A 21,747-nucleotide genomic window follows, 5' to 3' on the forward strand; every position below is an offset into this window, starting at 1 on the left:
GATCGACATGGCCGGCCTCGCCCGCACCCCCGGCATCGTCAAGGACGAGGTCAAGCCCCAGGTCCACACCTGGACCTTCCCCGACGGCAAGGTCGTCATCGTCCTGTCCGAGGGCCGCCTCCTCAACCTCGGCAACGCGACCGGCCACCCGTCCTTCGTGATGTCGAACTCCTTCGCCGACCAGACCCTGGCCCAGATCGAGCTGTTCACGAAGACCGGCGACTACCCCATCGGCGTGTACACCCTCCCCAAGCACCTCGACGAGAAGGTCGCCCGCCTCCACCTCGACGCCCTCGGCGTGCGGCTCACGACCCTCCGCCCGGAGCAGGCATCGTACATCGGCGTCTTGGTGGAGGGCCCGTACAAGCCGGACCACTACCGCTACTGAGGCCGTATGTGTACCGACACCGACACCGACACCGGCACCGACGTCGACGTCGACGTACGTGACCCGTGGCTCCCGGACCGGCTCCTGACCACGGAACGGGACCTGTTGATGCCGCTGCTCCGGCGCACGCCGGAGGAGGCGTACGCCAACCGCACCGCCTGCCCCGGCTGGACCGCCCGGCAGGTGCTCGCGCACTGCGGGGCCGCGCTCGTCAGGATCGTCGAGGGGCGGCTGGAGGAGGGCGTGTTCCTGCCGGAGGCCAACGCCTGTGACGTGGCCGAGCGCGAGGACTGGCCGCTCGGCCGGGTCCTCGACGAGCTGGAGCGCGGCTTCACCGAGGCCGGCCCGGTGATCGCCGAGCGGGCGGACGGCCGGCTCGACGCGGTCGCGCTCGGCGAGTGGGTGCACGCCGGGGACGTACGGGAGGCCTTCGGCGAGCCCGGCGCCTACTGCGGCGAGGCCCTGGACCTGGCCCTGCCGCTGCTCTCCGTCACCAGCCGCAAGCGGGAGACCCCGCGTCTGGTCGGCGTCCTGGCGGACCGGGGCGGCGGCGAGGTCGACCTCGGCAACGCCGTCGAGGGCCGCGCCCCGGCCCGCTTCCGCGGCGATGCGGCCACCTTGATCCGCATCTACTCGGGACGCCCGCTGGTCAGGACGCGGTACGAGCTGACGGGCGCGACGGAGCAGGAACTTCTCATCTACCGCTGAGGGCGGCGGGCCCCGGTCCTGGTGGACCGGGGCCCACCCCTTTCACTCACGCCAGTGAAGAGGACCCTTATGTCGACCCGTTTACCCACACTCGACCGGCTGCTGCGCGCCCAGGCGGACGCGCGGCCCGACCACATCGCCGTCGCCTTCCAGGACGACACCCTCACCTTCCACGAGCTCCACGAGGGCGCCGCCGTCCTCGCCACGTACCTCCGCACCCTCGGCGTCACCGCCGACCAGCGGATCGGCGTCCACGTCGAACCGTCGCTCGAACTGGTGATCGGCACGTGGGGCGTCGTGCTGTCCGGTGGCGCCTATGTGCCGCTCTCCCCGGAGTACCCGGAGGAGCGGCTGCGCTACATGATCGAGGACAGCGGCGCCCGGATCGTCTTCACCCAGGAGGCGTTCCGCGACCGCGTCGCCGAGCTCGCCCCGTCCGGCACCACCGTCGTCACCCTCAGGGACGCCGTCCAGTACGCCTGGCGCACCGCCGGCGCCGAACAGCCCATCGTCGACGCCGAGTTGGATCCGTCGCAGCTCGCGTACGTCATCTACACCTCCGGCTCCACCGGCAAGCCCAAGGGCGTGATGGTCGAGCACCGCTCGATCGTCTCCCAGATGGAGTGGATGGCCGCCGAGCACCGGCTCGGCCCCGGCGAGACCGTCGTCCAGAAGACGCCGATGAGCTTCGACGCCGCCCAGTGGGAGATCCTCGCCCCGGCCGTCGGCGCCCGCGTCGCCATGGGCCCGCCCGGTGTCTACCGCGACCCCGAGGGCCTGATCGACACCGTGCGGCGGCACGACGTCACCATGCTGCAGTGCGTGCCGACCCTCCTCCAGGCCCTCGTCGACACCGAGCGCCTCGCCTCCTGCACCAGCCTGCGCCGGGTCTACTCGGGCGGCGAGATCCTGTCCCGGAACCTCGCCGTTCAGGTGCTCGGCGAACTGCCGGACGCCGACCTGGTCAACCTGTACGGCCCCACCGAGTGCACCATCAACGCCTCCTCGCACACCGTCGACCGCGCCACGGTCGCCGCCGGACCGGCCGCGATACCGATCGGCAGACCGGCGTACGAGACCGCCTTCCACATACGGGACGGCGAGCTGTGCATCGGCGGCGTCCAGGTGGCGCGGGGGTACCTGGACCGGCCGGAGCTGACCGCCGAGAAGTTCGTCACCGGCGAGGACGGCCAACGCCTCTACCGTACGGGCGACTTGGCGACCCTCGACGAGGACGGCACCGTGCAGTTCGCCGGCCGCGCCGACAACCAGGTCAAGCTGCGCGGCTTCCGCGTCGAACTCGACGAGATCGCCCTCGCCATCGAGGACCACGACTGGGTCAAGAACGCCGCCGTCATCGTCAAGAACGAGCCGCGCACCGGCTTCCAGAACCTGGTCGCCTGCGTCGAGCTGTCCCCCAAGGAAGCCGCCCTGATGGACCAGGGCAACCACGGCGCCCACCACCAGTCCAAGGAGTCCAAGCTCCAGGTCAAGGCGCAGCTGTCCAACGCGGGCACCCTCGACGCCGCCGCCCTCGCTGGCCGCCCCGTCGTCGAGCTCCCCGGCCGCACCGCGAGCGAGCGGATGCGCCGTACCGTCTTCGCCCGCAAGACCTACCGCTTCTACGACGGCGGCCCGGTCACCCGCGCCGACGTCCTCACCGCCCTCGCCCGCCGCCCCGAGGCCATCGGCTCCCGCGCCCTCGGCACCCTCACCGCCGCCGACCTCGGCGAGATCCTGCGCTGGTTCGGCCAGTTCCACAGCGAGCAGCGGCTGCTCCCGAAGTACGGCTACGCCTCGCCGGGCGCGCTCTACGCGACCCGTCTGTACGTGGAGCTGCGCGGCGTCGCGGGCCTGGAGCCCGGCACGTACTACTACCACCCGGTGCACCACCAGCTGTACCTGATGGAGCCGATGGAGCCGGGGGCGGGTGACGGCGATCCGCTGGTCCGCTTCGGCTTCCACGGCACCTGGGAGGCGATCGAGCCGGTCTACAAGAACAACATCCGCGAGGTCCTGGAGATCGAGACCGGCCACATGGTCGGCCTCTTCGAGGAGATCCTGCCGCCGCTCGGCCTGGACATCCGCCCCGTGCGCGGCGGCGAGGGAACCGAGCTGGCGACCTTCGAACTCACCCCGTACGACGGGGAGTCGGCGTCCGGTCCGGAGGTGGATCTGTACGTCCAGGCGCACCCGGGCCGGATCGCCGACCTGGACGCGGGCCAGTACGCGTACGAGGGCGGCGAGTTGGTGCGGATCGCCGACGGGGTCGTCGAGAAGAAGCACGTCATCGCGATCAACCAGGCGGTGTACGAGCGGGCTTCGCTCGGCGTGACGGTCATCAGCCGGGGCGCGGAGACCTGGCGCTCGTACATCGACCTCGGCCGCGCCCTCCAGCGGCTCCAACTCGGCGGCCACGGCCTCGGGTTCATGTCCTCCGGCTACAGCTCGATGTCCGGTCACCCGCTGCCCGCCGCGCGCCGCATGGACGAGGTCCTGGCGGAGGCGGGCCGGCCGACCGGGCCGTCGTACTTCTTCGTCGGCGGCCGGGTCAGCGAGCAGCAGCGGCTCGACGAGGGCATGTACGAGGACACCGTCCACATGAAGGGCCCGGCGGAGATGATCCGCGACGACCTGGTCCGGCAGCTGCCCGACTACATGATCCCCAACCGGGTCGTCGTCCTCGACCGGCTGCCGCTGTCCGCCAACGGCAAGGTCGACACCAAGGCGCTCGGCGAGCTCGCCCTCGTCAACGCGGGCCTGCACGGCCGCCCGCACGTCCCGCCCCGTACGCGCACCGAGCGGCGGCTCGCGGAGATCTGGGCGGCGGCGCTCAAGTACGAGGAGGTCGAGGCGGTCTCCGTCCAGGACGACTTCTTCGAGTCGGGCGGCAACTCGCTGATCGCGGTCGCGCTGATCACGAAGATCAACCGCGCGTTCGCCGACCCGGAGGGCGATGCCGCTCCGGGGCTGCCGCTCCAGATCCTCTTCGAGTGCCCGACGATCGAGAAGCTCGCCCACCGCGTGGACGGCGCCGCCGCGGCCCCCGCCTCCCGACTCGTACGGTTGCACGCGGCCGGCGCGCAGTCGCCGGTGTACTGCTGGCCCGGGCTCGGCGGCTACACCATGAACCTGCGCTTCCTGGCGGAGGAGATCGGCCTCGACCGCCCCTTCTACGGGGTGCAGGCGCACGGCATCAACCGGGGCGAGAGCCCGTACGCCACCATCCGCGAGATGGCCGAGGCCGACGTCGCCGCGATCCGGCGCCGCCAGCCCTCGGGCCCGTACACCCTGTGGGGCTACTCCTTCGGCGCCCGCGTCGCCTTCGAGGCGGCACACCGCCTTGAGGCGGCGGGGGAGCAGGTGGAGCACCTGTTCCTGATCGCGCCGGGCTCGCCGAAGGTGCGGGCGGAGTCGGCGGCGGGCGGCGCCTCGTACGCGAACCCCGGCTTCACCCAGATCCTGTGGTCGGTCTTCGCGGGCGCGCTGGGGGAGGTGCCGGCGTCGGTGTCGGACACCGAGTCGTTCGTGAAGCATGTGGCGGAGAGCTTCCCCGCCCTTGACCCGGAGCTGGTCGGGCGGATCGTCGCGATCGTCGAGAAGACCTTCGAATTCACGTACACCTTCCGTGAGTTGACCGAGCGGACGGTGTCCTGCCCGGTCACCGTCTTCAAGGCGCGCGGCGACGACTACTCCTTCCTGGAGGAGGCGACGGGCTGGTCGGAGCGCCCGCCGACGGTGGTGGAGCTGGACGCGGACCACTACGGGCTGCTGCGGGCGCCGGAGCTGAAGGAGCTGGTGAAGAAGATCCGCTACCGGATGGGGAGGTAGTTCGTTCGGCGGACATGGTCGTGCGGGGTGGGGTCCCGGCTGTTGTGCTGGTCGGGACCCACTCCATCCTCTGTACGGGAGCACCCATGGCCGTCATCGTCACCGTAGAGATCCCCGGCGGCACCGAGGAGATCTACCGCCGCACCACCGAGCAGATCACCTCGGCCCCCTGGTTCCCGATGCCGGGGTTCCTCGCCCACGCGGCCGGCCCGGACGGGTCCGGCGGCTGGCGGATCGTGGACTTCTGGGAGTCGGAGGCGGCGTTCCAGGCCTTCGTGGAGAAGGCGACGCCGATCTTCCAGGAGATGGGGACGCCGCCGGTGATGCCGAAGGTGGACGAGGCGGTGCAGGTGATCCTGAACCCGTAGGCCGCGCGACCGCGGTAAGCCGAACGCGGTAAGCCGACCGCGGTAAACCGATTGCGGCGGGGCGGGGCGCGGCGGCACCCTACGGGCCATGACCGCCATCACTCGCCCCGCCGCTTCTGCCTGCCACGTCGTCGCCGCCGCGCGCCGACAGCAGCAGCCCGGCACCCCCGGAGGCGCGACCCCACCCGTCGCGTGATCACCGCGGCGGTCGCCGGCCTGCTCGCCGGCTACGGCATCGCGATCCCCGTCGGCGCGGTCGGCGCCTACCTCGTCGCCGTCACGGCCCGTACGGGCTGGCGCACCGGCGCCTCGGCCGCACTCGGCGTCGCGACGGCGGACGGCGTGTACGCGCTGCTCGCGGTCGCGGGCGGCTCGGTCCTCGTCCCGCTGCTCACCCCGGTGATGACCCCGCTGCGGTGGGTCTCCGCCGTGGTCCTGGTCGTCCTCGCGGTGCGTGCCGCCTGGACGGCCGTCCGCGCCCACCGCGCCGGCGCGCTCGCCTCACGCGACGACGGCGCCCCCGGCCCCGGCCCGGCCCGCGCCTACCTCACCTTCCTGGGCATCACGATCCTCAACCCCATGACGGTGATCTACTTCGCCGCCCTCATCCTCGCGACCGGCCCGGCCGCCCCGTCCTCCGCCCCCGAGCGCACCGCGTTCGTCCTCGCCGCCCTCCTCGCCTCCGCCAGCTGGCAACTCCTCCTCACCACCGGCGGCACCCTCCTGGGCCGCACCCTCACCGGTCCCCGCGGCCGCCTGGCGACGGCCCTGGCGTCGAGCACGCTGATCGTGGTGCTCGCGGTGCGGCTGGTGGGGTGAGAGCGGATCCCACGGATCCCGCCGCGCGCGGGCGGGTCAGCGCACCACGTCGAAGACCTGCTTCTGCACCCCGTTCGCGTACGCCTCCTGCTCCACCAGCTGCAGCTTCTGCGCGTCCTTGTCCGTCGTGCTGAAGAGCCGCTTGCCCGCGCCGAGGAGGAGCGGGAAGACCAGCAGGTGGTAGCGGTCGATCAGGTCCGCGTCCGCGAGGGCGCGGACCAGGCTCGCGCTGCCGTGGACGATGATCGGGCCGCCCTCGGTCTCCTTCAGGGCGGCGACCTCGTCGAGGGAGCGCAGGATCGTCGTCTCGCCCCAGTTCGACACCAGGTCGTCCTCGCCGAGGGTGGTGGACACCACGTACTTCGGCATCTCCTTGTAGTCGGCGAAGTCCGCCATGTCCGGCCACACCGGGCTGAACGCCTCGTAGCTCGTACGCCCGAGCAGCATCGCCGTGGCCTCCTGCTGCTCGCGGCCCTTGAGCTCGAAGGCCTCGGGCAGGAACTCCGTGTGCTTGAAGGTCCAGCCGGAGTTGCGGTAGCCGGGCTCGCCGCCCGGGGCCTCGACGACGCCGTCGAGCGAGACGAAGGCGGAGGCGATGAGCTTGCGCATGGTGTGTCCTCGGGATCTCGGTGGTCCAAGCGGTCCAGGTGGTCTCACGTACACCTACTACGACCCATGATCACCGAGAAACTCATCGGTCGGCCGGACGGATGTTCTGGTTGTGGTGGAAGACGTTCTCCGGGTCGTACGTCCTCTTCACCTCCGCCAGGCGTTCGTAGTGCCCGCGGTACGTCGCCTTCACCCGGTCCCGGGACTCGTCCTGGCCGATGAAGTTGACGTACGCGCCGCCCATCGACTGCGGGTGCAGCGCCTCCCAGTAGTTCACCGCCCAGTCGCGGATCGCGCCCGCGTCGCCCGGCTCCGGGCTGATGCCGGCGATCACGCCGGACCAGACGGCGTCGCGGTAGGCCCACGCCGTGTCCACCGGGCCGAGGCGGTGGGCGGCGCCGTCGACCGGGTAGAGGTGCATGGTCGACAGCTCGCTCGGGATGTCCTCCAGGAAGGAGCGGTGCACGTCGATCGCGTCGTCCGTGATCCGGTCGAAGAAGTCGCCGCGCCAGTACCACTGCAGACCCTTCGGGATCAGCTCGTCGAACATCGACTGGATCCCGGGGTACGGGACGGGTGTCGCGAAGTGGAAGGCGGGCGGGGCGGGATCGGAGACCGGCACGAACAGCTTCGCCAGGCTCTCCTCGTCCGTGGGCCCGGTGGTGCACCACACCACGCCGCACATCTTCCTGTGGTGGATCTCCTCCGGGAACGGCGGCCCCGGCGCCACCACCAGCGTGGCGAAGAAGCCGTTCAGGTCCTCGGCCGCGGCCGGCAGGAACTCCCGGTACCAGCGCAGCACCGCGCCGATGTGCTCCGGCTCCCACAGCGTCACGCCGAGCCCGACCGTGTCCACCGGGTGCAGCGCGAAGCGGAAGGCGGTGACGACGCCGAAGTTGCCTCCGCCGCCGCGCAACGCCCAGAAGAGGTCCGGGTGTTCCTCGGCGGAGGCGGTGACGGTGGTGCCGTCCGCGAGCACCACGTCCGCCGCGAGGAGGTTGTCGATGGTGAGCCCGTACGCCCGGGTCAGATGCCCGTGCCCGCCGCCCAGGGTGAGCCCGCCGACGCCGGTCGTCGACATGATCCCGGCGGGCGTCGCGAGCCCGTGCCCGTGCGCCTCGTGGTCCAGGTCGCCCAGCTGGCTGCCGCCGCCGACCAGCGCGGTCCGGGACCGGGGATCGACCCGTACCCAGCGCAGCCCGTGCGACAGGTCCACGACCAGCGCGTCGTCGACCATGCAGAGGCCGCCGCCGCTGTGCCCGCCGCCGTACACGGAGAGGTCGACGCCGTTCTCACGGGCGAACCGCACCGCCGCCCGTACGTCCGTCGGGTCCGCGCACCGCGCGATCGCCGCGGGCCGCCGGTCGACCATCGCGTTGTAGACCGTGCGCGCCTCGTCGTACCCCGCGTCCTGCGGTCCGATCACCTCGCCCCGCAGCCGCTCCCGCAGGGTCTCCACCGCCGTGCCGCCCATGACATGCCTCCGTGGCACCCCTGCCTTGCGGCCGCGCTACTTCTCCAGTTTCCGCCCGCGCGGCACGCACCGCGAGCTCATGACGGCCCGCGCCGACCGCCACGACATCACGGAGAGCACGGACCGCGCGGAGAGCAGCGACCCGACGCTCAGGAAGGACCCGACGGACCCGATCGAGAACGACGACCCGACCGAGCCGATCGACATGAAGGACCCGACGGACCCGATGGAGAGGAAGGAGTTCTTCGACCAGAGGGAGAGGGACGAGCCGGAGCCGTTGCCGGTACGGGAGTTGGTGCGCGTATGTGAGGACATGTTCCGAGCGTAGGCCGGTACGCGCCACGGGCCCACCCGGCGCGACGGTGCTGCGACGGGTGGGCCCGGGGTGCGTGCGGGGTGCGGGGCCGGGGTGTGGGGCCGGGGTGCCGCGGGGGCTACTTCAGGGCGGCGAGGGCGGCCTCGTAGTTGGGCTCCTGGGAGATCTCGTTGACGAGCTCCGTGTGGAGGACCTTGTCGTCCTCGTCGAGGACGACGACCGCGCGGGCGGTCAGGCCGGCCAGCGGGCCGTCGGCGATGGAGACGCCGTAGTCGGTGTGGAACTCGCGGCCGCGGAGGGTGGAGAGGTTCTGCACGTTCTCCAGGCCCTCGGCGCCGCAGAAGCGGGCCTGCGCGAAGGGCAGGTCCGCGGAGATGCAGAGCACCACGGTGTTGTCGAGGTCGGCGGCGCTGGCGTTGAAGGCGCGGACCGACGCGGCGCAGGTGGGGGTGTCCACGCTCGGGAAGATGTTGAGGACCTTGCGCCTGCCCGCGAAGTCCTTCAGCGACTTGTCCGCGAGACCCTCGCCGACCAGGGTGAACGCGGGAGCCTGGCTGCCCGCGGCGGGCAGGGTGCCGTCGACCGTAACGGGGTTGCCCTTGAGCGCGACCTGCGCCATGAGGATCTCTCCTTCGACTGAGTGCTGACTGCTGCTGGTGGTGCTGAGGATGGTGATGTCGTCAGCTGTGATCAGCCTCCGACGGCCCGATCGTATTCCGCTCGGCGGCGGCCAGGGGTGAACAACTTCTGAACTGCTAAGTTCAGTTGACGAACCGAGACCGATCGGTCTAGTTTCCTCGGCGTCGAGTCGAACCCCCTTCACAGGAGGCGTCATGACCGCCGCACCGACCATCACCGCCACGTACATCGGCACGGCCACCGTGCTGCTCCGCATCGGCGAGCTGACCGTCCTCACCGACCCCGCCTTCGACGCGGCCCCCGCCGACTACCCGGCGGCCCGCCCCCTCCACCGGACCACCGGCCCCGCCCTCGCCGCCGACGCGCTGCCGCCGGTCGACCTGGTGCTGCTCTCGCACGACCAGCACGCCGACAACCTGGACCGCGCCGGCCGCGAGGTGCTCGGCCGGGCCGGGCTCGTCCTCACGACGCCGGAGGCCGCGGCCCGCCTCGGCGGCCGGGCGCAGGGACTGGCGCCCTGGGAGACCCGTACCGTCACCGCCGGCGCCACCACCGTCACCGTCACCGCGACCCCGGCCCGGCACGGCCCCGAGGGCACCGAGCAGGCCACCGGCCCGGTCACCGGCTTCGTCATCGAGACGGGGGACAGGACGGGGGACAAGGCGGGGGACAGGACGGGGGACAGGACGCTGTACGTCTCCGGGGACACCGTCCGCCACGACGCGCTCGCCGAGATCGGCGCGCGCTTCGCCCTCGACACCGCCTTCCTGCACTTCGGCGACGCGCACTTCCCGTCCACCGGCGACCTGGCCTTCTCGCTCAGCGCCGCCGAGGGCGCCGCCGTCGCCCGTACCCTCGGCGCCCGCCGGGTGATCCCCCTGCACTTCGACTCCTGGACCCACCTCGCCGAGGATCCGGCCCGCATCACCGCCGCCTTCGCCGCCGACCCGGACCTCGCGGACCGCCTGCGCTGGCTCGCGCCGGGTAAGGAGGAGACGCTGGACTGAGGAGAAGGGCGGTGCCATGGGCGGCAGCGACGTATGGGCGAGCGGCGAGGCGTACGAGCGGTACATGGGCCGCTGGAGCCGGCTCGTCGCCGCCCGGTTCACGGAATGGCTCGGCCAGGGACCGGGAACGGGCGCCGGCCTCCGCTGGCTGGACGTGGGCTGCGGCACCGGCGCCCTCTCGGCCGCGGTCGCGGACCGCTGCCGCCCCCGCGCCCTCCTGGGCGTCGACCTGTCGGAGCCCTTCGTCCGTACGGCCCGGGGCAATGTCGCCGGCTCCTTCGCCGTCGCCGACGCGACGGCGCTCCCGGTGCCGGACGGCGCGTACGACGTGGCCGTCAGCGGCCTGGCCCTGAACTTCCTGCCCGAACCGGCCGCCGGCGCCGCCGAGATGGCCCGCGCGGTCCGCCCCGGCGACGGCCTGGTCGCCGCGTACGTCTGGGACTACGCCGAGACCCCGGGCTTCCTGCGCCGCTTCTGGGACGCCGTCGCCACCGTCGACCCGGCCGCGGCCGTCGCCCTCGACGAGGGCCGCCGCTTCCCGGTCTGCCGCCCCGAACGCCTGCGCGGCCTGTGGGCGGAGGCCGGCCTGACCGACGTCATGACCGCCCCGATCGACGTCCCCACCGACTTCACCGGCTTCGGCGACCTCTGGGAGCCGTTCCTGGCGGGCCAGGGTCCGGCCCCCTCCTACGTCACCTCCCTCGCCCCGGGCGACCGCGACCGCGTCCGTACGGCGTACGCCGAGGCCGTCCCGCTCGAACGCGACGGCTCGATCGCGCTCACGGCGCGGGCCTGGGCGGTACGGGGCCGGAGGCCGGCCGGCTAGGGCCTCCGGCGGAGGTGCGGTTTGCGACGCCGGCGGACTTCGCCGCGCGGCGGCCTGACGCGCGTCCGCAGGCCCGCCTCAGACGTGGAGCTCAGACGTGGAGCTCAGATGTGGAGCTCGGGCGGGAAGCCCGTCCAGCGGAGCTCCGCCGGCAGGTGGCCGGTGTCGTTGAAGAGGAGCAGCGCGGGCGCGCGGCCGGGGGCGTAACGGATCACGGTCAGCGCCGCGTTGGCGTGGTTGAGGCCCAGCCAGCGGGCCTCGGGCGCGTCGAGCGCGGCCCGTACCAGCCAGCCGATCAGGAAGTTGTGCGTCACGACGAGCTCGTGGCGCGGCTCGTCCCCGGCCACCGGCCCGGTGAACCGCGCGAGCGCCGCCGCCGCGAGCCCCGGCCCCTGCTCCCGCTCCGCCGCCGGGAACCCGCCCAGGAAGCCGAGCATCGCGTCCGCCGACTCCGCCGGCAGCTCCTCGCGCTTCGGCACGTACGGCACGTAGTCCCCGGCCGCCTCGTCGCACACGAGCGGTACGCCGTCGAGCCGTGCGCCCACCAGCCGCGCGGTCTCCTCGGCCCGGGCCAGCGGCCCGTGGTGGATCGCCGCCAGCGGAGCCCCGCGCAACCGCTCCCCGAGCAGCCCGGCCTGCCGCCGCCCCGCCTCGGTCAGCGCGCTCTCGTCGTCCGTGGCCTGGCCGTGCCGGGCGAGGTAGAGGTAGCGGGCGGCGGTGGTGGTGGTCATACGGGGCCTCCAGGGGCGCGGTCGATCAGACGTACCCCGGAACGGACGCACTCTCCGCCGAAAAAGGTTCCGGAAAAAGGTTCCCGAGACCGGTCACACTCCCCTCCCGGCGTCCGTCAGTGCTCTGAGACCGACCGACAGCCCCATGGAGAGAGCCATGCTGACCAACATCATGTACGTCACGCTCTACGTCACCGACCAGGACCGCGCCCTGCGCTTCTACACCGAGCAGCTCGGCCTGGAGAAGCGCATCGACTACCCCAACCCCGCCGGCCGCTTCCTCACCGTGGGCGTCCCGGGAACCCCGGTCGAGCTGCTCCTCTGGTCGCACCCGGCCGCCGCCGGCCAGCCGGCCGAGCGGGGCGCCACGCCCGGCCCGGTGATCCTCGAATCGGACGACCTGCGGGCGGACTTCAAGGTGTTCCGCGACCGCGGGGTCGTCTTCGACGAGGAGGAGCCGGAGGACTACGGCTTCGGCATCCGCATCGAGACGGCGGACCCGGACGGCAACCGCATCTCGCTGCGCCAGCGTCCCAAGGCGTGACGGCGCCCCGGCGCCGCCCCGGCGTTACTCGCCCCTGGAAGGACCCACTTCGTGACCGACTCCGTGACCGACTCCGTGATCGCTTCCGTCATCGCCCGCCAGCGCGTCGACGACCTTGACGCGGCCGTCCCGTTCTACGAGCGCCTGACCGGCCGGACCGCCGAGCGTTTCGCCTTCGCGGGGGTACGGCTCGCGGCCGTCGGGCCGTTCCTGCTGTACAGCGGCCCGGACGAGGCCGTGCAGCGGGTCGCCGGGGTGAGCGCCACCCTCACGGTCGGCGACCTTCCGGCCGCCGTCGAGGCGGCGGTCGCGGCCGGCGCCACGGTGGTCATGCCGCCGCAGCCCACCCCGAACGGCCACCGTGCGGTCGTACGCCACCCCGAGGGCGGCGTCTACGAGTACGTCGGCCCCTGAGCCCACTCGCTCAGGGGGTCCGTACGCCGAGCCACTGCTCGGCGCCGTACTCCTCGTACCGCCTCACCTCCGTGAACCCCAGCTTCGCCGCGAGCCGCATCGAGGGCTCGTTGGCGGACCGGGTACGGAGCAGCGCCGACGTGCCGGGCAGGGCGCGGGCGAGCCAGCCGAGCGCGGCGGCGGACGCCTCGGCCGCGTACCCGTGCCCCCACGCCTCCGGCAGGAACAGATAGCCGAGTTCGGCCTCGGCCTGCCCGGGGTCGGGCCGGTCGAGGGTCGTGACCGTGCCGATCATCGCCCCGCCGCACTCGACCACGAAGACCCCGGGCCGCTGCCCCGGCACCTCGGGCATGGCACGTTCCAGCTCCTCGCGTGGCTGCGCGCCCCCGATGTACGTACCCACCTCCGGCGACGCGAACAGCTCGACGAACGCCGCCCGATCCCGCGCCTCCGCGGCGCGGAGCACAAGCCGTTCGGTACGGATCGGCGCGGGCGGCCAGACGCCGGGCGCGAGTCCAAATCCAGTCATGCGCGCCAACGTACCCCGTACGTAGGAAAATTGATCAATGTCACCCCGCCTCGCCCGGTAGGCCCTTCGTCGTGGCATCGGTCCTCGCACCCGTGAGCCGGGCCCCGGCCAGCCGCGCGCCGCGCAGGTCCGCGCCGCGCAGATCGGCGCTCCGGAGATCGACGTCCCGCAGGTCGGCGCTGCGCAGATCGGCGTTCCGGAGCGAGGTCCGGGCCAGGGTGGCGCCGGTCTCGGCGAAGGTGCGGTCGGCGCCGCTCAGATTCGCACCGTTCAGGTTCGCGCCGGTCAGATCGGCCCGGGTGAGGTCGGCCTCGGCGAGATAGGCGTCGCGCAGGTTCACGCCGCGCAGATCGGCGCCGGTCAGTTTGGTGCCCCAGAGCAGCGCGCCGACGAGTTCGGTGTTCCGGGCGACGACACCGACGCTTTCGTCAGCCTTGCTGAGCACGGCGTCGGAGAGATCGGCGAAGGGCAGCTGGGCGTCGGTGAAGTCGGAGCCGATGAGGGTCGCGCGGGTCAGATCCGCGGTGTTGAGCAAAGCCTCGCGGAAGTCCGACTCCGACGCCAGCACGTCTGTCAGCTTCGCGTCCTCCAGGGTGGCTCTGTGGAAGTCGGCCCAGGAGAGGTTGCTGTCGGACAGATCCGAGCCCGACAGATCCACGTAGCGGAAGTTGCGTTTGGCGGTATCGAGGTCTCCGAAGACCGGGGCGTCCTCGTACTCGAGCCCTCGGAGGTCGACCTCCTTGAGGTCGACGAGAAAGGGCGTGGGCGTCACCCGGCGGTTGGCCAGCACGGTCAGCGCCGCGGCGACGTCCGAGGGCGGCACGTGCGGCTTGCCCGCCGGCGCCGGTTTCCTCGCGGACAGCGGCGCCCGGTCCCGTACGTATGCGGACAGCACGGAGGTGACGGCGGGGTCGTCGCGCGGCGAGTCCTGCTCGATGCGGCCGAGGGCGTAGATGCCGCCGAGCCGCACGTGCGGCGACGTCGACGCCAGATTGGCGATGGCGGTGTTGAACCGGTCGGTGATCTGCCCGGTCTCGGCGACGCGCACTTCCTTGGCCGCCTGACCCACCTGCGCCCAGGTGAACCACACCGCCGCCACCGCGGCCAGCCCCGGCAACGCGGACGCCCCCAGCGCCCACCATTGCAACCGGCTCCCACGCGCCCCCGCCCCCGCCCCGGGCCGCGGCTGAGCAGCCGGGCCACCCTCCGCCCGCCCGGTCGCCTGCCTCCGCGCGAGCACCCGCAGCCGCCCCAGGTCCCACTTCCTCTGCACACCCCCATGCCACACCACCCCCCTCCCCACCGCCCGCCACACCCCGGCACTCGGCCTAACCCCGCCGCTCGGAAGCGAGTCCTGTTCGCGGGCCATCCGGCCGGATACGATCGGGCGCCCCGCGAGCCCGTCGGGCGGGGCGTCGTCTTCTTTCGTTCTCCCGCTCGTGACAGAAAGCTCTGACATGTCCCAGCCGCAGCTCGGTCCCCTCGCTCCCGTCGACAAGAAGAAGCCCCTCGCCGGGCTCACGCCCTGGCAGAAGGCGCTCTCCGTGCTCCCGCTGGCCCTGGTCGCCGTCGGTGGGCTGATCGGCGGCGTACTGGGCGCGCTGGCCATGCTCACCAACGTGAAGATCGCGCGTACGCAGCTGTCGACGCCCGTCAAGGTGATAGCCATGCTCGGAGTCGCCACCGCGGCCCTCGTCCTGCTGCTGGTGGCCGCCGCCGCCCTCTCCGGCGTCCTGAACGGATGACGAGCGGCCGCGACTGGTCGGCCGAGTACCTGCGCCTGTCACGCGGCCACCGCCACGACCTCGTCATCCCCGGCCGTTGGGACACCTACGTGGACCCGGCGCATCCCCCGCTGACCGAGGCCGAGATCTGCGAGGCGGAGGCCGACCTGGGGATCACCTTCCCCGACGCCTACCGCGACCACCTGTCCCGCGTCAGCCGCGGCACCGGCTTCCGCCCGCTGTGGCGGGGGCCGCGGGGCTGGGTCTGGTACGGCGACTCCGACACCAACTACGACCTCCTCACCGAGCCGTTCCCGCACCCCGACTCGTACGCCGCGTACGACGCCGAACTGGGCGACCGCGAGCCACCGCGCGAGGACGCGGAGGCCTGGGCGGCCTGGGACGACGAGTGCGGGGTCCTGGAGGAGCGGAAGACCGCCGGCGCCGTCTACCTCCAGGAGGGCGGCTGCGGCTTCAGCACCCTCCTGGTCGTCACCGGCCCCCACCGCGGCGAGATGTGGTTCGACAGCCGCGCCACGTGCGACCAGATCCTCCCGCTGAAGGTGGCCGGCCGCCCGGCCACCTTCACGGACTGGCGCGACCGCGGCTTCCACCTCACCCCGTGGTGACTCGGGGCGGAGCCATCAGTGGGCCGGGCTCCCGAATATCGAGGCATGCCATCATCGGCAGATGGTGCTCATAGGAGAGTTCTTCCTCGCCGGGGACGACGAGTCCGCAAGGCGCGTAGGTCCGCGCAAGAGCCACGACTTTCCCGCCGTGCGATGTGACGGCATCTATCCGGATGACGCGGTTCCGAGGTGGGAGGTTCTGCTGACGGGGGCGGAAAGTCCCCTCCGGCATGTGGTGCCCATGGCCAACGACGGCTTCACCGTCTTCGCTGTTCCACAGCCGCTCCGCGCCGCGTTGATCGGCGCAGGAACGGATCGGCTTCGCACCACAGCCCTCACCTGGGCCGAGATCGTCACCGGGATAGGCGACGAGGTCTCCCCCGAGACGGCGGTCGGCCTCCTTGAGCGCCTGGCGGCCTTGGCCGGCAGGCGCGCGGAGGAGGGCCTGAGCCTGTACTGCTGGTACTGGGCGCCCTGACCCCCTAAGGCCTCAGATCCCGCACCGGACCGCCTCGACGAACGGCGCCCAGGCGGCGACGGTGAGGACGAGGGCGAGTTGAGGCTCTGTGTGAGCGAGTTGCTGACGAACGTCATTCGGCACGTCGGCGAGGGCGCGTCCGTGACCGTACGGGTGACCGCCGCGCACGCCGCGGGTGTGGCCCGTACCGCGGGAGGCGGGGGAGGGGGCCGAGTATCGGGGCGGGGGCTCGGGTCGGTGGAGGCGGTGGCGGTCAGGTGGGGCGTGGAGCAGGGGTCGTACGGGAAGACGCTGTGGTGTGAGCTGCGTGGCGGCGGGCCACCGGAGCGGCCCCAGCATCATGGAGTCACCTCCGAAGGGACTTCTATGGGAGCCTGAGCGCATGAACGGCGATCTCGACGAAGGGAGCGAAGCGGCATGAGTCAGCCCGCCCACAACCCCGCCGCCGTACCGCAGCCGCCCGTGCAGGCCGAGGCGATCCGTTCCGCGCTCGCCCAGGTTGCCCCTCACCTGCTTCCGCAGTTCGACCAGGATCGGGCGGCCGCCACCGCGCGCGCCCGCGCGGAGACGTCGGCGACACCGTTGCGGGTGTTCGCAGAGGCCTGGGCGGTCGAGGTCGCCATCGCCCGGCACCCCGAGACTGCGGCCCGGCTGCGCGAGTTGGAGGCGGCCGCCGAGGAAGCCGCCGACCCGCCCGCCGCACTCGGTATCGCCGCCGAGATCAGTGGTATCCGCCGTGCTGCCGCAGCCGAGGCAGGCCTCGCCACGGGCAGCGGGTCCAGCCGGTGACTGGTGAGTGGATGTGGGACTGCGCGTTCCAGGCCGAGGATGAGGCCAGCTATCCCAAGCTGGTACGCGACGAGGTGAAGGTCCTCGCTGACCAGATCGTCGACCTTGCCAACCTCGGCATCGACCCCTCCGAGCTCGGTGAGCCCACCCCCGGCACTGCCCGCCGGCACACGCTGCCCTGTGGTGGCTGGTTCGAGACCCAGGCTCTTCCCCGGCTGCGGCCGCGGCTGATCGCCGTGGTGCTGATCGTGCCGCCACCGCACCTGCTCTGAACGCGGTGGTCGCGAGTTGTGGACCGGAGCGACCCCCGCGCCACCCACCACCCACTTCAACCCGTCAGCGAACCCAGCGCCACCCACCACCCACTTCAACCCGTCAGCGAACCCAGCGCCGCCCGCAGCCGCGCCCCCGCCTCCTCGGCGACCGGCGCCAGTTCGGGGCGGCCCGTCACGGAGACCATGAGCTGGGGGTCCATCGCCTCGACGACGGTGCGGCCCGGCTCGCCGTCGGCGCTCCGTACCACCACATTGCACGGCAGGAGCAGGCCGATGTGGCGGTCCGCCTCCAGGGCGCGGTGGGCGAGGGGCGGGTTGCAGGCGCCGAGGATGAGGTAGTCCTCGATGTCGGCGCCGATCTTCGCCTTCAGGGTCGCCTGGACGTCGATCTCGGTGAGGATGCCGAAGCCCTGCTCGGCGAGGGCCGCGCGCACGCGGTCGACGGCGTCCGCGAAGGGGAGGTCGAGGGTGACGGGGATGCCGTAGTCCACATGGTCCATGGTGTGCGCTCCAGTCGTTCCGGCCGACGTTAGATACCCCCCTGGGTATTGAGGGTACTGCACACCCGCCCGCGCTCGGCCATGTGGCAGAGGGGCGGCGTGTCCGGGGTTGGGCGGCTCGGCGGGCCGGTCATTCTCGCCGCATGACACAGCTCAGAACCGCCGCCGCGTCCGTCGCCTCCGCCGCGCTCGCCCTGGTCATGGGGCTGCCCGGCAGCGCCGGCGCCCAGCCCCAGCCCGAAGCCCGGCCCCAGGCCCAGGCCCAGCCTCCCGCCGAGCACGTCTGCTACTTCGAGGGGCGGGACCAGAACGACTTCCTCGACGTCACCCAGCGGCTCATCGGCCCGCCCCCCTGCCGCGAGGCGTTCGTCGGCGAGCGGTGGGTCAGGACCTTCCCCTCGTGGGGTACGGCGCCGAGCGCCGAAGGGGCCGTGTACCCCGCGGGCTACACGCCCCAGCGCCCCGCGCCGATGGACGACTTCCTCGCGAAGTTCCGCGGCGTCCGCGTCGTCAACGACATCGGCACGGTCCGGGAGCGGAGCTTCACCTTCGGTCCGGAGACGGTGCGCCTCACCGAGATCGACAGGGAGTCCGGGCTCCCCTTCACCTACTTCGCCACCGCGCCGCTGCCTCCACTGAGCCCCGGGGAGCACACGAGCACGGTCTTCATGCGGCTGAGCGCGGAACACTGCGACGGCCTCGGCACCGTGGAGGGCGAGAACTGCCTGCCCGGCGGCGAGTTCCCGTACCCCACCCCCAACCCCATCACCGTCACGTTCTTCCCGCGCAACCCTGCGTGATTTCGCGCGGTCGGCCGCGGCCCCGGACCCGGAGTCGCCGCCCGGACCGGGCGGCGACTCCGGGCGGGCACGTCATCCGTTGGCGCTGACCCGCCGGACGGCGCTGCAGTTCAGCGCCGTGCTGCCCTCGTAGTTACAGGCCTGGATGTCGATGTAGCCGCTCTCGCCGATGGAGAGGTTGAGGTCGGCGCAGTAGCCGTTGCCCAGGTTGTACTGCACGTTGTGCCACGAGCCGCCGTTGATCCGGTAGTTGGTGCCCGGGTGGTGCCCGTCGGCGGCGGCCATGCTCGCCGCACCCATGACCGTCACCCCCGACGCCTGCGGGGTGGCCGAGGCGCCCGGGGCTGGCATCCGGCCCACCGCAGAAGGCCCCGCCCCCCCAGGCGCGTCAGTCGATGTGGACGATCTGGAACGCCTCCGCCATCCGCCCCGCCGGCAGGCCGCCCGCCCGCGCGTGTTCGCTCAGCCAGTCCCGTAGCAGCCCCGACAGGTCGTCGAAGTGGGCGGTCTGGGAGGTGTGGATGCGCAGGGCCTCGACCTTGCGGTCGAAGACGGGGGTGACGTCCACGTACTGGTTGGGGGTCGGGCCGGTCATCAGCCAGAGCTCGTGGACGATCCAGGGCTCCAGGCCCTCCTCCCTCAGCAGCTCGGCGTGGGCGAAGGGGTTGCGGGCCTCGGGGTAGATCGCGCGCAGGCAGGCCTCGCCGACGGCGCGGTGGTCGGGGTGGAGGTCGGCCGCGCGGGCCCAGTTGATCTCGGGGGAGGGGACGATGCACCGCTGCGGCCGCACCTCGCGGATCACCCGGCACAGGTCGCGCCGGAGCTTCACGTCCGCCTCGACGAAGCTGTCGGGGTAGCCGAGGAAGCGCACGTCCGCGACGCCGCTGAGCTTGGCGGAGTGCATCTGCTCGGCGCGGCGCAGGTCCGCCATGGCCTGGCGGGGGAGCAGGGGGTCGTAACCGCCGGCACCGCCGTCCGTGACGATGCAGTACGTGACGCGGGTGCCGCGCTCGATCCACTGCATGACGGTGCCGCTCACGCAGAACTCGATGTCGTCCGGGTGCGCGGCCACCACCAGCAGCGATTCCGGCGCACTGCGACGCACGTTCGGATCGGTCGCGAAGTCGGTCTCCAAGTCCTCCATGAGGCCAGCCTGTTGGCGTGGCGGGGGTGTCGCAAGGCCAAGTCCTGGCGTGAACCGGACATGGCACTTACGCGCCATCCAAAAACTTGGTAGATTCAAATCATTGGTAAGACAAGTTGACGCGTGGTCAAGTGATCCGGAGGCGACCGGCAATGTGCAGGATTCTCGGCTCCCTCGCCGCAGGCGCAGGCACGCACACAGGCACGGACGCGGCCCGTCCCGACCCGGCCGAACTCGCCGCGGTCTCGGCCCGCCAGCGGCACGGCGGCCCCGACGAGCACCAGGTGCTCAGCGGCCCCGGCTGGTCGCTCGGCTGCGACCGGCTCGCCGTCACCGACCCGTGCGGCGGCAGCCAGCCGTACCGGCTGCCCCACCTCCCCGGCATCCTCGCCGTGCTCAACGGCGAGATCTACAACCACGCCGAACTGCGCCGCCGCCTCGCCGCCCGCGGCCACCGCTTCCCCGACCGCTGCGACGGCACGCTGCTGCCCGCGCTGTACGCCGAGTACGGGCCGGCCTTCGCCGAGCACCTGGACGGCATGTTCGCGGTGGCCGTCCTCGACCTGCGGCCCGGCAGCGGCCCCGGCGGCGGTGCCCAACTCGTCCTCGCCGTCGACGACATGGGCATGAAGCCGATCCACCTCCACCACGACCCGTACGACGGCGCCACCCGCTTCGCGTCCGAGATCCCGGCGCTGCTCGCGTTCGAGGGCGTGCGGATCGCCCCGCGCGAGGACGCGCTCGACACGGTGCTCGCCACCCGTACCTCGTACACCTCCCAGACCGCCCTCGACGGCATCAGCGTCCTGCCGCCCGGCGCGACCGCGCTCGTAAGGCCGGGGCGCGCCCCCGTCGTACGGCGGCGGGCCCCGTACGCGGCGGCGGCGCCGTTCGGCGACACGCAGGACGTGCTGCGGCACGAGGTGCGGCGGCTCGCCACCGCCGACGCGCCGGTGTGCGCGATCACCAGCGGCGGGCTCGACTCCGGACTCGTCACGGCGCTCGCCGCCGAGCACGCGCGCGAGACGGACGCGCCGCCGCTGCACACCTTCCACCTCACCTACCGCGGCAAGTGGCCCGACTCGGAGGCGGCGTACGCCCGTTCCGTCGCCCGCCGGGCCCGGACCGTGCACCACGAGGTCACCGTCGACCCCACCGAGATCCCCTCCCTGCTCACCCGCACGGTCCGGCACCTCGGGCAGCCCAACGCCGACCCCATCACCCTCTCCACCTACGCCCTCTTCCGGGCGGTGCGCGAGAACGGCTTCACCGTCGCGCTCTCCGGGGACGGCGCGGACGAGCTCTTCGGCGGGTACGACCGGATGCGGGCCGCGCTCACGGCGCCGCCCGGCGTGGACTGGGCGGGCGCGTACGCGGACGCGCTGTCGGCGGCGCCGCGGCTGCTGCGGGAGCACCTGTACACGTCCTCGTACGCCGCCTTCATCGCCGACCAGGGGTCGGCGGCCGACCGCATCGAGCAGGAGCTCCGCTCCGCGGAGGGGGATCGGTTGTCGGCCGTGTCCGCCTTCGAGACGCGGTGGCGGCTGCCCGCGTACCACCTGCGGCGGGTCGACCACCTGTCCATGGCGTGGGCGGTGGAGGCCCGCATGCCGTTCTGCCAGCCGGGCGTGGTCGCGCACGCGCGCGAGCTGCCGGTGGGCGAGCGGACGGGGAAGCGGGCGCTGTACGAGGCGGGGGCGGAGCTCCTCCCGGCGGGCGTCCTGAAGCGGCCCAAGCAGCCGTTCACGCTGCCGATCGCGGCGATGATCGCGCCGGGCGGACCGTTGCTCGACACGGTGCGGGAGCTGCTCTCGCCGGCGCGGCTGGTCCTTGGCGGGAAGGTGCGGGCGGACCGCGTGAACCGGCTGTTGGCCCGGCACCTGGAGCGGCCGAACCAGCATGTCGCGCTGGCGCTGTGGGGGGTGGCGGTGCATGAGCTGTGGGCGGAGGTTGTGCAGGGGATGCGGATACCGGTGGGTTGTGCGGCCTGAAAGCGCGGGACCTTGGCGTCCCGGGCCGGCGTCAGCCCCTGCGGGCCGGGCCGCACCGTTGCGCGCGGGCGCTCGGGGCGCGGGGGTGCAGGGGGCGGAGGCGCCGCCAGGGGCGCCGTCCCGTGTAGCCCACCCTCCCCCTGACTTCGTCGGGGGGACCCCCACCGCCCTGCGGGACGAATGCCCACAACGGGATGGCGGGGAGGGGGCGGGG

At 72.6% G+C, this 21,747-nt stretch carries 26 protein-coding genes; 17 read left to right on the forward strand and 9 right to left on the reverse strand.

What is annotated here, in order from left to right; translation table 11 throughout:
- From KV205_RS09685 to KV205_RS09705, 5 genes are all read left to right on the forward strand, one after another.
- The coding region (locus KV205_RS09685; RefSeq protein ID WP_265863713.1) for an adenosylhomocysteinase at positions 1-388 on the forward strand (388 nt) is incomplete at its 5' end.
- A 6-nt stretch (positions 389-394) separates the two neighbouring features.
- On the forward strand, positions 395-1,096 hold the full coding sequence (locus KV205_RS09690; RefSeq protein WP_265863714.1) for a maleylpyruvate isomerase family mycothiol-dependent enzyme: 702 nt from the start codon (positions 395-397) through the stop codon (positions 1,094-1,096).
- A 69-nt stretch (positions 1,097-1,165) separates the two neighbouring features.
- Positions 1,166-4,927 (forward strand): amino acid adenylation domain-containing protein, encoded by a 3,762-nt coding sequence (locus KV205_RS09695; RefSeq protein ID WP_265863715.1) that lies wholly within the window; start codon positions 1,166-1,168, stop codon positions 4,925-4,927.
- Between the two features lie 86 nt (positions 4,928-5,013).
- Positions 5,014-5,295 carry an antibiotic biosynthesis monooxygenase gene (locus tag KV205_RS09700; RefSeq protein ID WP_265863716.1) on the forward strand — a complete coding sequence of 94 codons (282 nt, stop codon included), beginning with the start codon at positions 5,014-5,016 and terminating at the stop codon, positions 5,293-5,295.
- A gap of 192 nt (positions 5,296-5,487) precedes the next feature.
- Complete coding sequence (locus KV205_RS09705) at positions 5,488-6,114, forward strand: LysE family transporter (protein WP_265863717.1); 627 nt, start codon at positions 5,488-5,490, stop codon at positions 6,112-6,114.
- Positions 6,115-6,150: 36 nt separating this feature from the next.
- Here KV205_RS09705 and KV205_RS09710 read toward each other — a convergent pair whose 3' ends face one another.
- Positions 6,151-6,723, reverse strand: coding sequence for a dihydrofolate reductase family protein (locus KV205_RS09710; protein WP_265863718.1), 573 nt, complete (start codon positions 6,721-6,723; stop codon positions 6,151-6,153).
- An 82-nt stretch (positions 6,724-6,805) separates the two neighbouring features.
- Complete coding sequence (locus tag KV205_RS09715) at positions 6,806-8,197, reverse strand: FAD-binding oxidoreductase (RefSeq protein WP_265863719.1); 1,392 nt, start codon at positions 8,195-8,197, stop codon at positions 6,806-6,808.
- Positions 8,198-8,276: 79 nt separating this feature from the next.
- Here KV205_RS09715 and KV205_RS09720 point away from each other — a divergent pair, with 79 nt between their 5' ends.
- Positions 8,277-8,525, forward strand: coding sequence for a hypothetical protein (locus KV205_RS09720; RefSeq protein WP_265863720.1), 249 nt, complete (start codon positions 8,277-8,279; stop codon positions 8,523-8,525).
- A gap of 106 nt (positions 8,526-8,631) precedes the next feature.
- On the opposite strand, the gene tpx is transcribed toward KV205_RS09720, so the two are convergent.
- Positions 8,632-9,132, reverse strand: a complete 501-nt coding sequence (tpx, locus tag KV205_RS09725; protein WP_265863721.1) for a thiol peroxidase — start codon at positions 9,130-9,132, stop codon at positions 8,632-8,634.
- A gap of 214 nt (positions 9,133-9,346) precedes the next feature.
- Between tpx and KV205_RS09730 the strand changes: the two genes are divergently transcribed.
- Both KV205_RS09730 and KV205_RS09735 read left to right on the forward strand, forming a co-directional pair.
- Entirely contained in the window at positions 9,347-10,159 is an 813-nt protein-coding gene (locus KV205_RS09730) for an MBL fold metallo-hydrolase (RefSeq protein WP_265863722.1), read from the forward strand.
- A 16-nt stretch (positions 10,160-10,175) separates the two neighbouring features.
- Entirely contained in the window at positions 10,176-10,985 is an 810-nt protein-coding gene (locus tag KV205_RS09735; protein ID WP_265863723.1) for a class I SAM-dependent methyltransferase, read from the forward strand.
- A gap of 104 nt (positions 10,986-11,089) precedes the next feature.
- Here the strand turns inward: KV205_RS09735 and KV205_RS09740 are convergent, their stop codons facing one another.
- On the reverse strand, positions 11,090-11,716 hold the full coding sequence (locus KV205_RS09740; RefSeq protein WP_265863724.1) for a histidine phosphatase family protein: 627 nt from the start codon (positions 11,714-11,716) through the stop codon (positions 11,090-11,092).
- 157 nt (positions 11,717-11,873) lie between these two features.
- On the opposite strand from KV205_RS09740, the gene KV205_RS09745 reads away from it, so the two are divergent.
- Together KV205_RS09745 and KV205_RS09750 are read left to right on the forward strand one after the other, a co-directional pair.
- A complete protein-coding gene (locus KV205_RS09745) occupies positions 11,874-12,260 on the forward strand; it encodes a VOC family protein (protein ID WP_265863725.1) in 387 nt (128 codons plus the stop codon).
- A gap of 51 nt (positions 12,261-12,311) precedes the next feature.
- The gene (locus KV205_RS09750) at positions 12,312-12,674 is read left to right on the forward strand and encodes a VOC family protein (RefSeq protein WP_265863726.1); all 363 of its coding nucleotides are present in this window, start codon (positions 12,312-12,314) and stop codon (positions 12,672-12,674) included.
- A gap of 10 nt (positions 12,675-12,684) precedes the next feature.
- Here the strand turns inward: KV205_RS09750 and KV205_RS09755 are convergent, their stop codons facing one another.
- Complete coding sequence (locus tag KV205_RS09755) at positions 12,685-13,203, reverse strand: GNAT family N-acetyltransferase (RefSeq protein ID WP_265863727.1); 519 nt, start codon at positions 13,201-13,203, stop codon at positions 12,685-12,687.
- 40 nt (positions 13,204-13,243) lie between these two features.
- Positions 13,244-14,320, reverse strand: a complete 1,077-nt coding sequence (locus KV205_RS09760) for a pentapeptide repeat-containing protein (RefSeq protein WP_265863728.1) — start codon at positions 14,318-14,320, stop codon at positions 13,244-13,246.
- A gap of 340 nt (positions 14,321-14,660) precedes the next feature.
- Here KV205_RS09760 and KV205_RS09765 point away from each other — a divergent pair, with 340 nt between their 5' ends.
- The 5 genes from KV205_RS09765 (at position 14,661) to KV205_RS09785 (ending at position 17,095) form a co-directional block, all read left to right on the forward strand.
- A complete protein-coding gene (locus KV205_RS09765) occupies positions 14,661-14,948 on the forward strand; it encodes a hypothetical protein (RefSeq protein WP_265863729.1) in 288 nt (95 codons plus the stop codon).
- Positions 14,945-15,556, forward strand: coding sequence for an SMI1/KNR4 family protein (locus tag KV205_RS09770; protein WP_265863730.1), 612 nt, complete (start codon positions 14,945-14,947; stop codon positions 15,554-15,556). Before KV205_RS09765 ends, KV205_RS09770 begins: the two co-directional genes overlap by 4 nt.
- Before the next feature lie 61 nt (positions 15,557-15,617).
- Positions 15,618-16,034 carry a hypothetical protein gene (locus KV205_RS09775; RefSeq protein WP_265863731.1) on the forward strand — a complete coding sequence of 139 codons (417 nt, stop codon included), beginning with the start codon at positions 15,618-15,620 and terminating at the stop codon, positions 16,032-16,034.
- Between the two features lie 417 nt (positions 16,035-16,451).
- A complete protein-coding gene (locus tag KV205_RS09780) occupies positions 16,452-16,823 on the forward strand; it encodes a hypothetical protein (RefSeq protein ID WP_265863732.1) in 372 nt (123 codons plus the stop codon).
- A complete protein-coding gene (locus KV205_RS09785; RefSeq protein WP_265863733.1) occupies positions 16,820-17,095 on the forward strand; it encodes a hypothetical protein in 276 nt (91 codons plus the stop codon). The genes KV205_RS09780 and KV205_RS09785 overlap by 4 nt, the downstream gene beginning before the upstream one ends.
- 95 nt (positions 17,096-17,190) lie before the next feature.
- Here the strand turns inward: KV205_RS09785 and KV205_RS09790 are convergent, their stop codons facing one another.
- Positions 17,191-17,598: a DUF302 domain-containing protein gene (locus tag KV205_RS09790; RefSeq protein ID WP_265863734.1), complete on the reverse strand. Its 408-nt coding sequence runs from the start codon at positions 17,596-17,598 to the stop codon at positions 17,191-17,193.
- A 143-nt stretch (positions 17,599-17,741) separates the two neighbouring features.
- Here KV205_RS09790 and KV205_RS09795 point away from each other — a divergent pair, with 143 nt between their 5' ends.
- A complete protein-coding gene (locus tag KV205_RS09795; RefSeq protein WP_265863735.1) occupies positions 17,742-18,398 on the forward strand; it encodes a hypothetical protein in 657 nt (218 codons plus the stop codon).
- Positions 18,399-18,470: 72 nt separating this feature from the next.
- On the opposite strand, the gene KV205_RS09800 is transcribed toward KV205_RS09795, so the two are convergent.
- Positions 18,471-18,749 (reverse strand): hypothetical protein, encoded by a 279-nt coding sequence (locus KV205_RS09800; RefSeq protein WP_265863736.1) that lies wholly within the window; start codon positions 18,747-18,749, stop codon positions 18,471-18,473.
- Between the two features lie 37 nt (positions 18,750-18,786).
- Positions 18,787-19,542, reverse strand: a complete 756-nt coding sequence (locus KV205_RS09805; protein ID WP_265863737.1) for a PIG-L deacetylase family protein — start codon at positions 19,540-19,542, stop codon at positions 18,787-18,789.
- 152 nt (positions 19,543-19,694) lie between these two features.
- Here KV205_RS09805 and asnB point away from each other — a divergent pair, with 152 nt between their 5' ends.
- Positions 19,695-21,533: an asparagine synthase (glutamine-hydrolyzing) gene (asnB, locus tag KV205_RS09810; protein WP_374214654.1), complete on the forward strand. Its 1,839-nt coding sequence runs from the start codon at positions 19,695-19,697 to the stop codon at positions 21,531-21,533.
- Positions 21,534-21,747 lie beyond the last annotated feature (214 nt).

Source organism: Streptomyces sp. SKN60, from assembly GCF_026236535.1.
Lineage (GTDB): Bacteria > Actinomycetota > Actinomycetes > Streptomycetales > Streptomycetaceae > Streptomyces.

Coding starts and splice junctions, on each gene's coding strand:
- KV205_RS09690 (WP_265863714.1), top strand. CDS start 395: ATGTGTACCGACACCGACACCGACACCGGCACCGACGTCGACGTCGAC.
- KV205_RS09695 (WP_265863715.1), top strand. CDS start 1,166: ATGTCGACCCGTTTACCCACACTCGACCGGCTGCTGCGCGCCCAGGCG.
- KV205_RS09700 (WP_265863716.1), top strand. CDS start 5,014: ATGGCCGTCATCGTCACCGTAGAGATCCCCGGCGGCACCGAGGAGATC.
- KV205_RS09710 (WP_265863718.1), bottom strand. CDS start 6,723: ATGCGCAAGCTCATCGCCTCCGCCTTCGTCTCGCTCGACGGCGTCGTC.
- KV205_RS09715 (WP_265863719.1), bottom strand. CDS start 8,197: ATGGGCGGCACGGCGGTGGAGACCCTGCGGGAGCGGCTGCGGGGCGAG.
- KV205_RS09720 (WP_265863720.1), top strand. CDS start 8,277: ATGACGGCCCGCGCCGACCGCCACGACATCACGGAGAGCACGGACCGC.
- tpx (WP_265863721.1), bottom strand. CDS start 9,132: ATGGCGCAGGTCGCGCTCAAGGGCAACCCCGTTACGGTCGACGGCACC.
- KV205_RS09730 (WP_265863722.1), top strand. CDS start 9,347: ATGACCGCCGCACCGACCATCACCGCCACGTACATCGGCACGGCCACC.
- KV205_RS09735 (WP_265863723.1), top strand. CDS start 10,176: ATGGGCGGCAGCGACGTATGGGCGAGCGGCGAGGCGTACGAGCGGTAC.
- KV205_RS09740 (WP_265863724.1), bottom strand. CDS start 11,716: ATGACCACCACCACCGCCGCCCGCTACCTCTACCTCGCCCGGCACGGC.
- KV205_RS09745 (WP_265863725.1), top strand. CDS start 11,874: ATGCTGACCAACATCATGTACGTCACGCTCTACGTCACCGACCAGGAC.
- KV205_RS09755 (WP_265863727.1), bottom strand. CDS start 13,203: ATGACTGGATTTGGACTCGCGCCCGGCGTCTGGCCGCCCGCGCCGATC.
- KV205_RS09765 (WP_265863729.1), top strand. CDS start 14,661: ATGTCCCAGCCGCAGCTCGGTCCCCTCGCTCCCGTCGACAAGAAGAAG.
- KV205_RS09770 (WP_265863730.1), top strand. CDS start 14,945: ATGACGAGCGGCCGCGACTGGTCGGCCGAGTACCTGCGCCTGTCACGC.
- KV205_RS09775 (WP_265863731.1), top strand. CDS start 15,618: ATGGTGCTCATAGGAGAGTTCTTCCTCGCCGGGGACGACGAGTCCGCA.
- KV205_RS09780 (WP_265863732.1), top strand. CDS start 16,452: ATGAGTCAGCCCGCCCACAACCCCGCCGCCGTACCGCAGCCGCCCGTG.
- KV205_RS09790 (WP_265863734.1), bottom strand. CDS start 17,598: ATGGACCATGTGGACTACGGCATCCCCGTCACCCTCGACCTCCCCTTC.
- KV205_RS09795 (WP_265863735.1), top strand. CDS start 17,742: ATGACACAGCTCAGAACCGCCGCCGCGTCCGTCGCCTCCGCCGCGCTC.
- KV205_RS09800 (WP_265863736.1), bottom strand. CDS start 18,749: ATGCCAGCCCCGGGCGCCTCGGCCACCCCGCAGGCGTCGGGGGTGACG.
- KV205_RS09805 (WP_265863737.1), bottom strand. CDS start 19,542: ATGGAGGACTTGGAGACCGACTTCGCGACCGATCCGAACGTGCGTCGC.
- asnB (WP_374214654.1), top strand. CDS start 19,695: ATGTGCAGGATTCTCGGCTCCCTCGCCGCAGGCGCAGGCACGCACACA.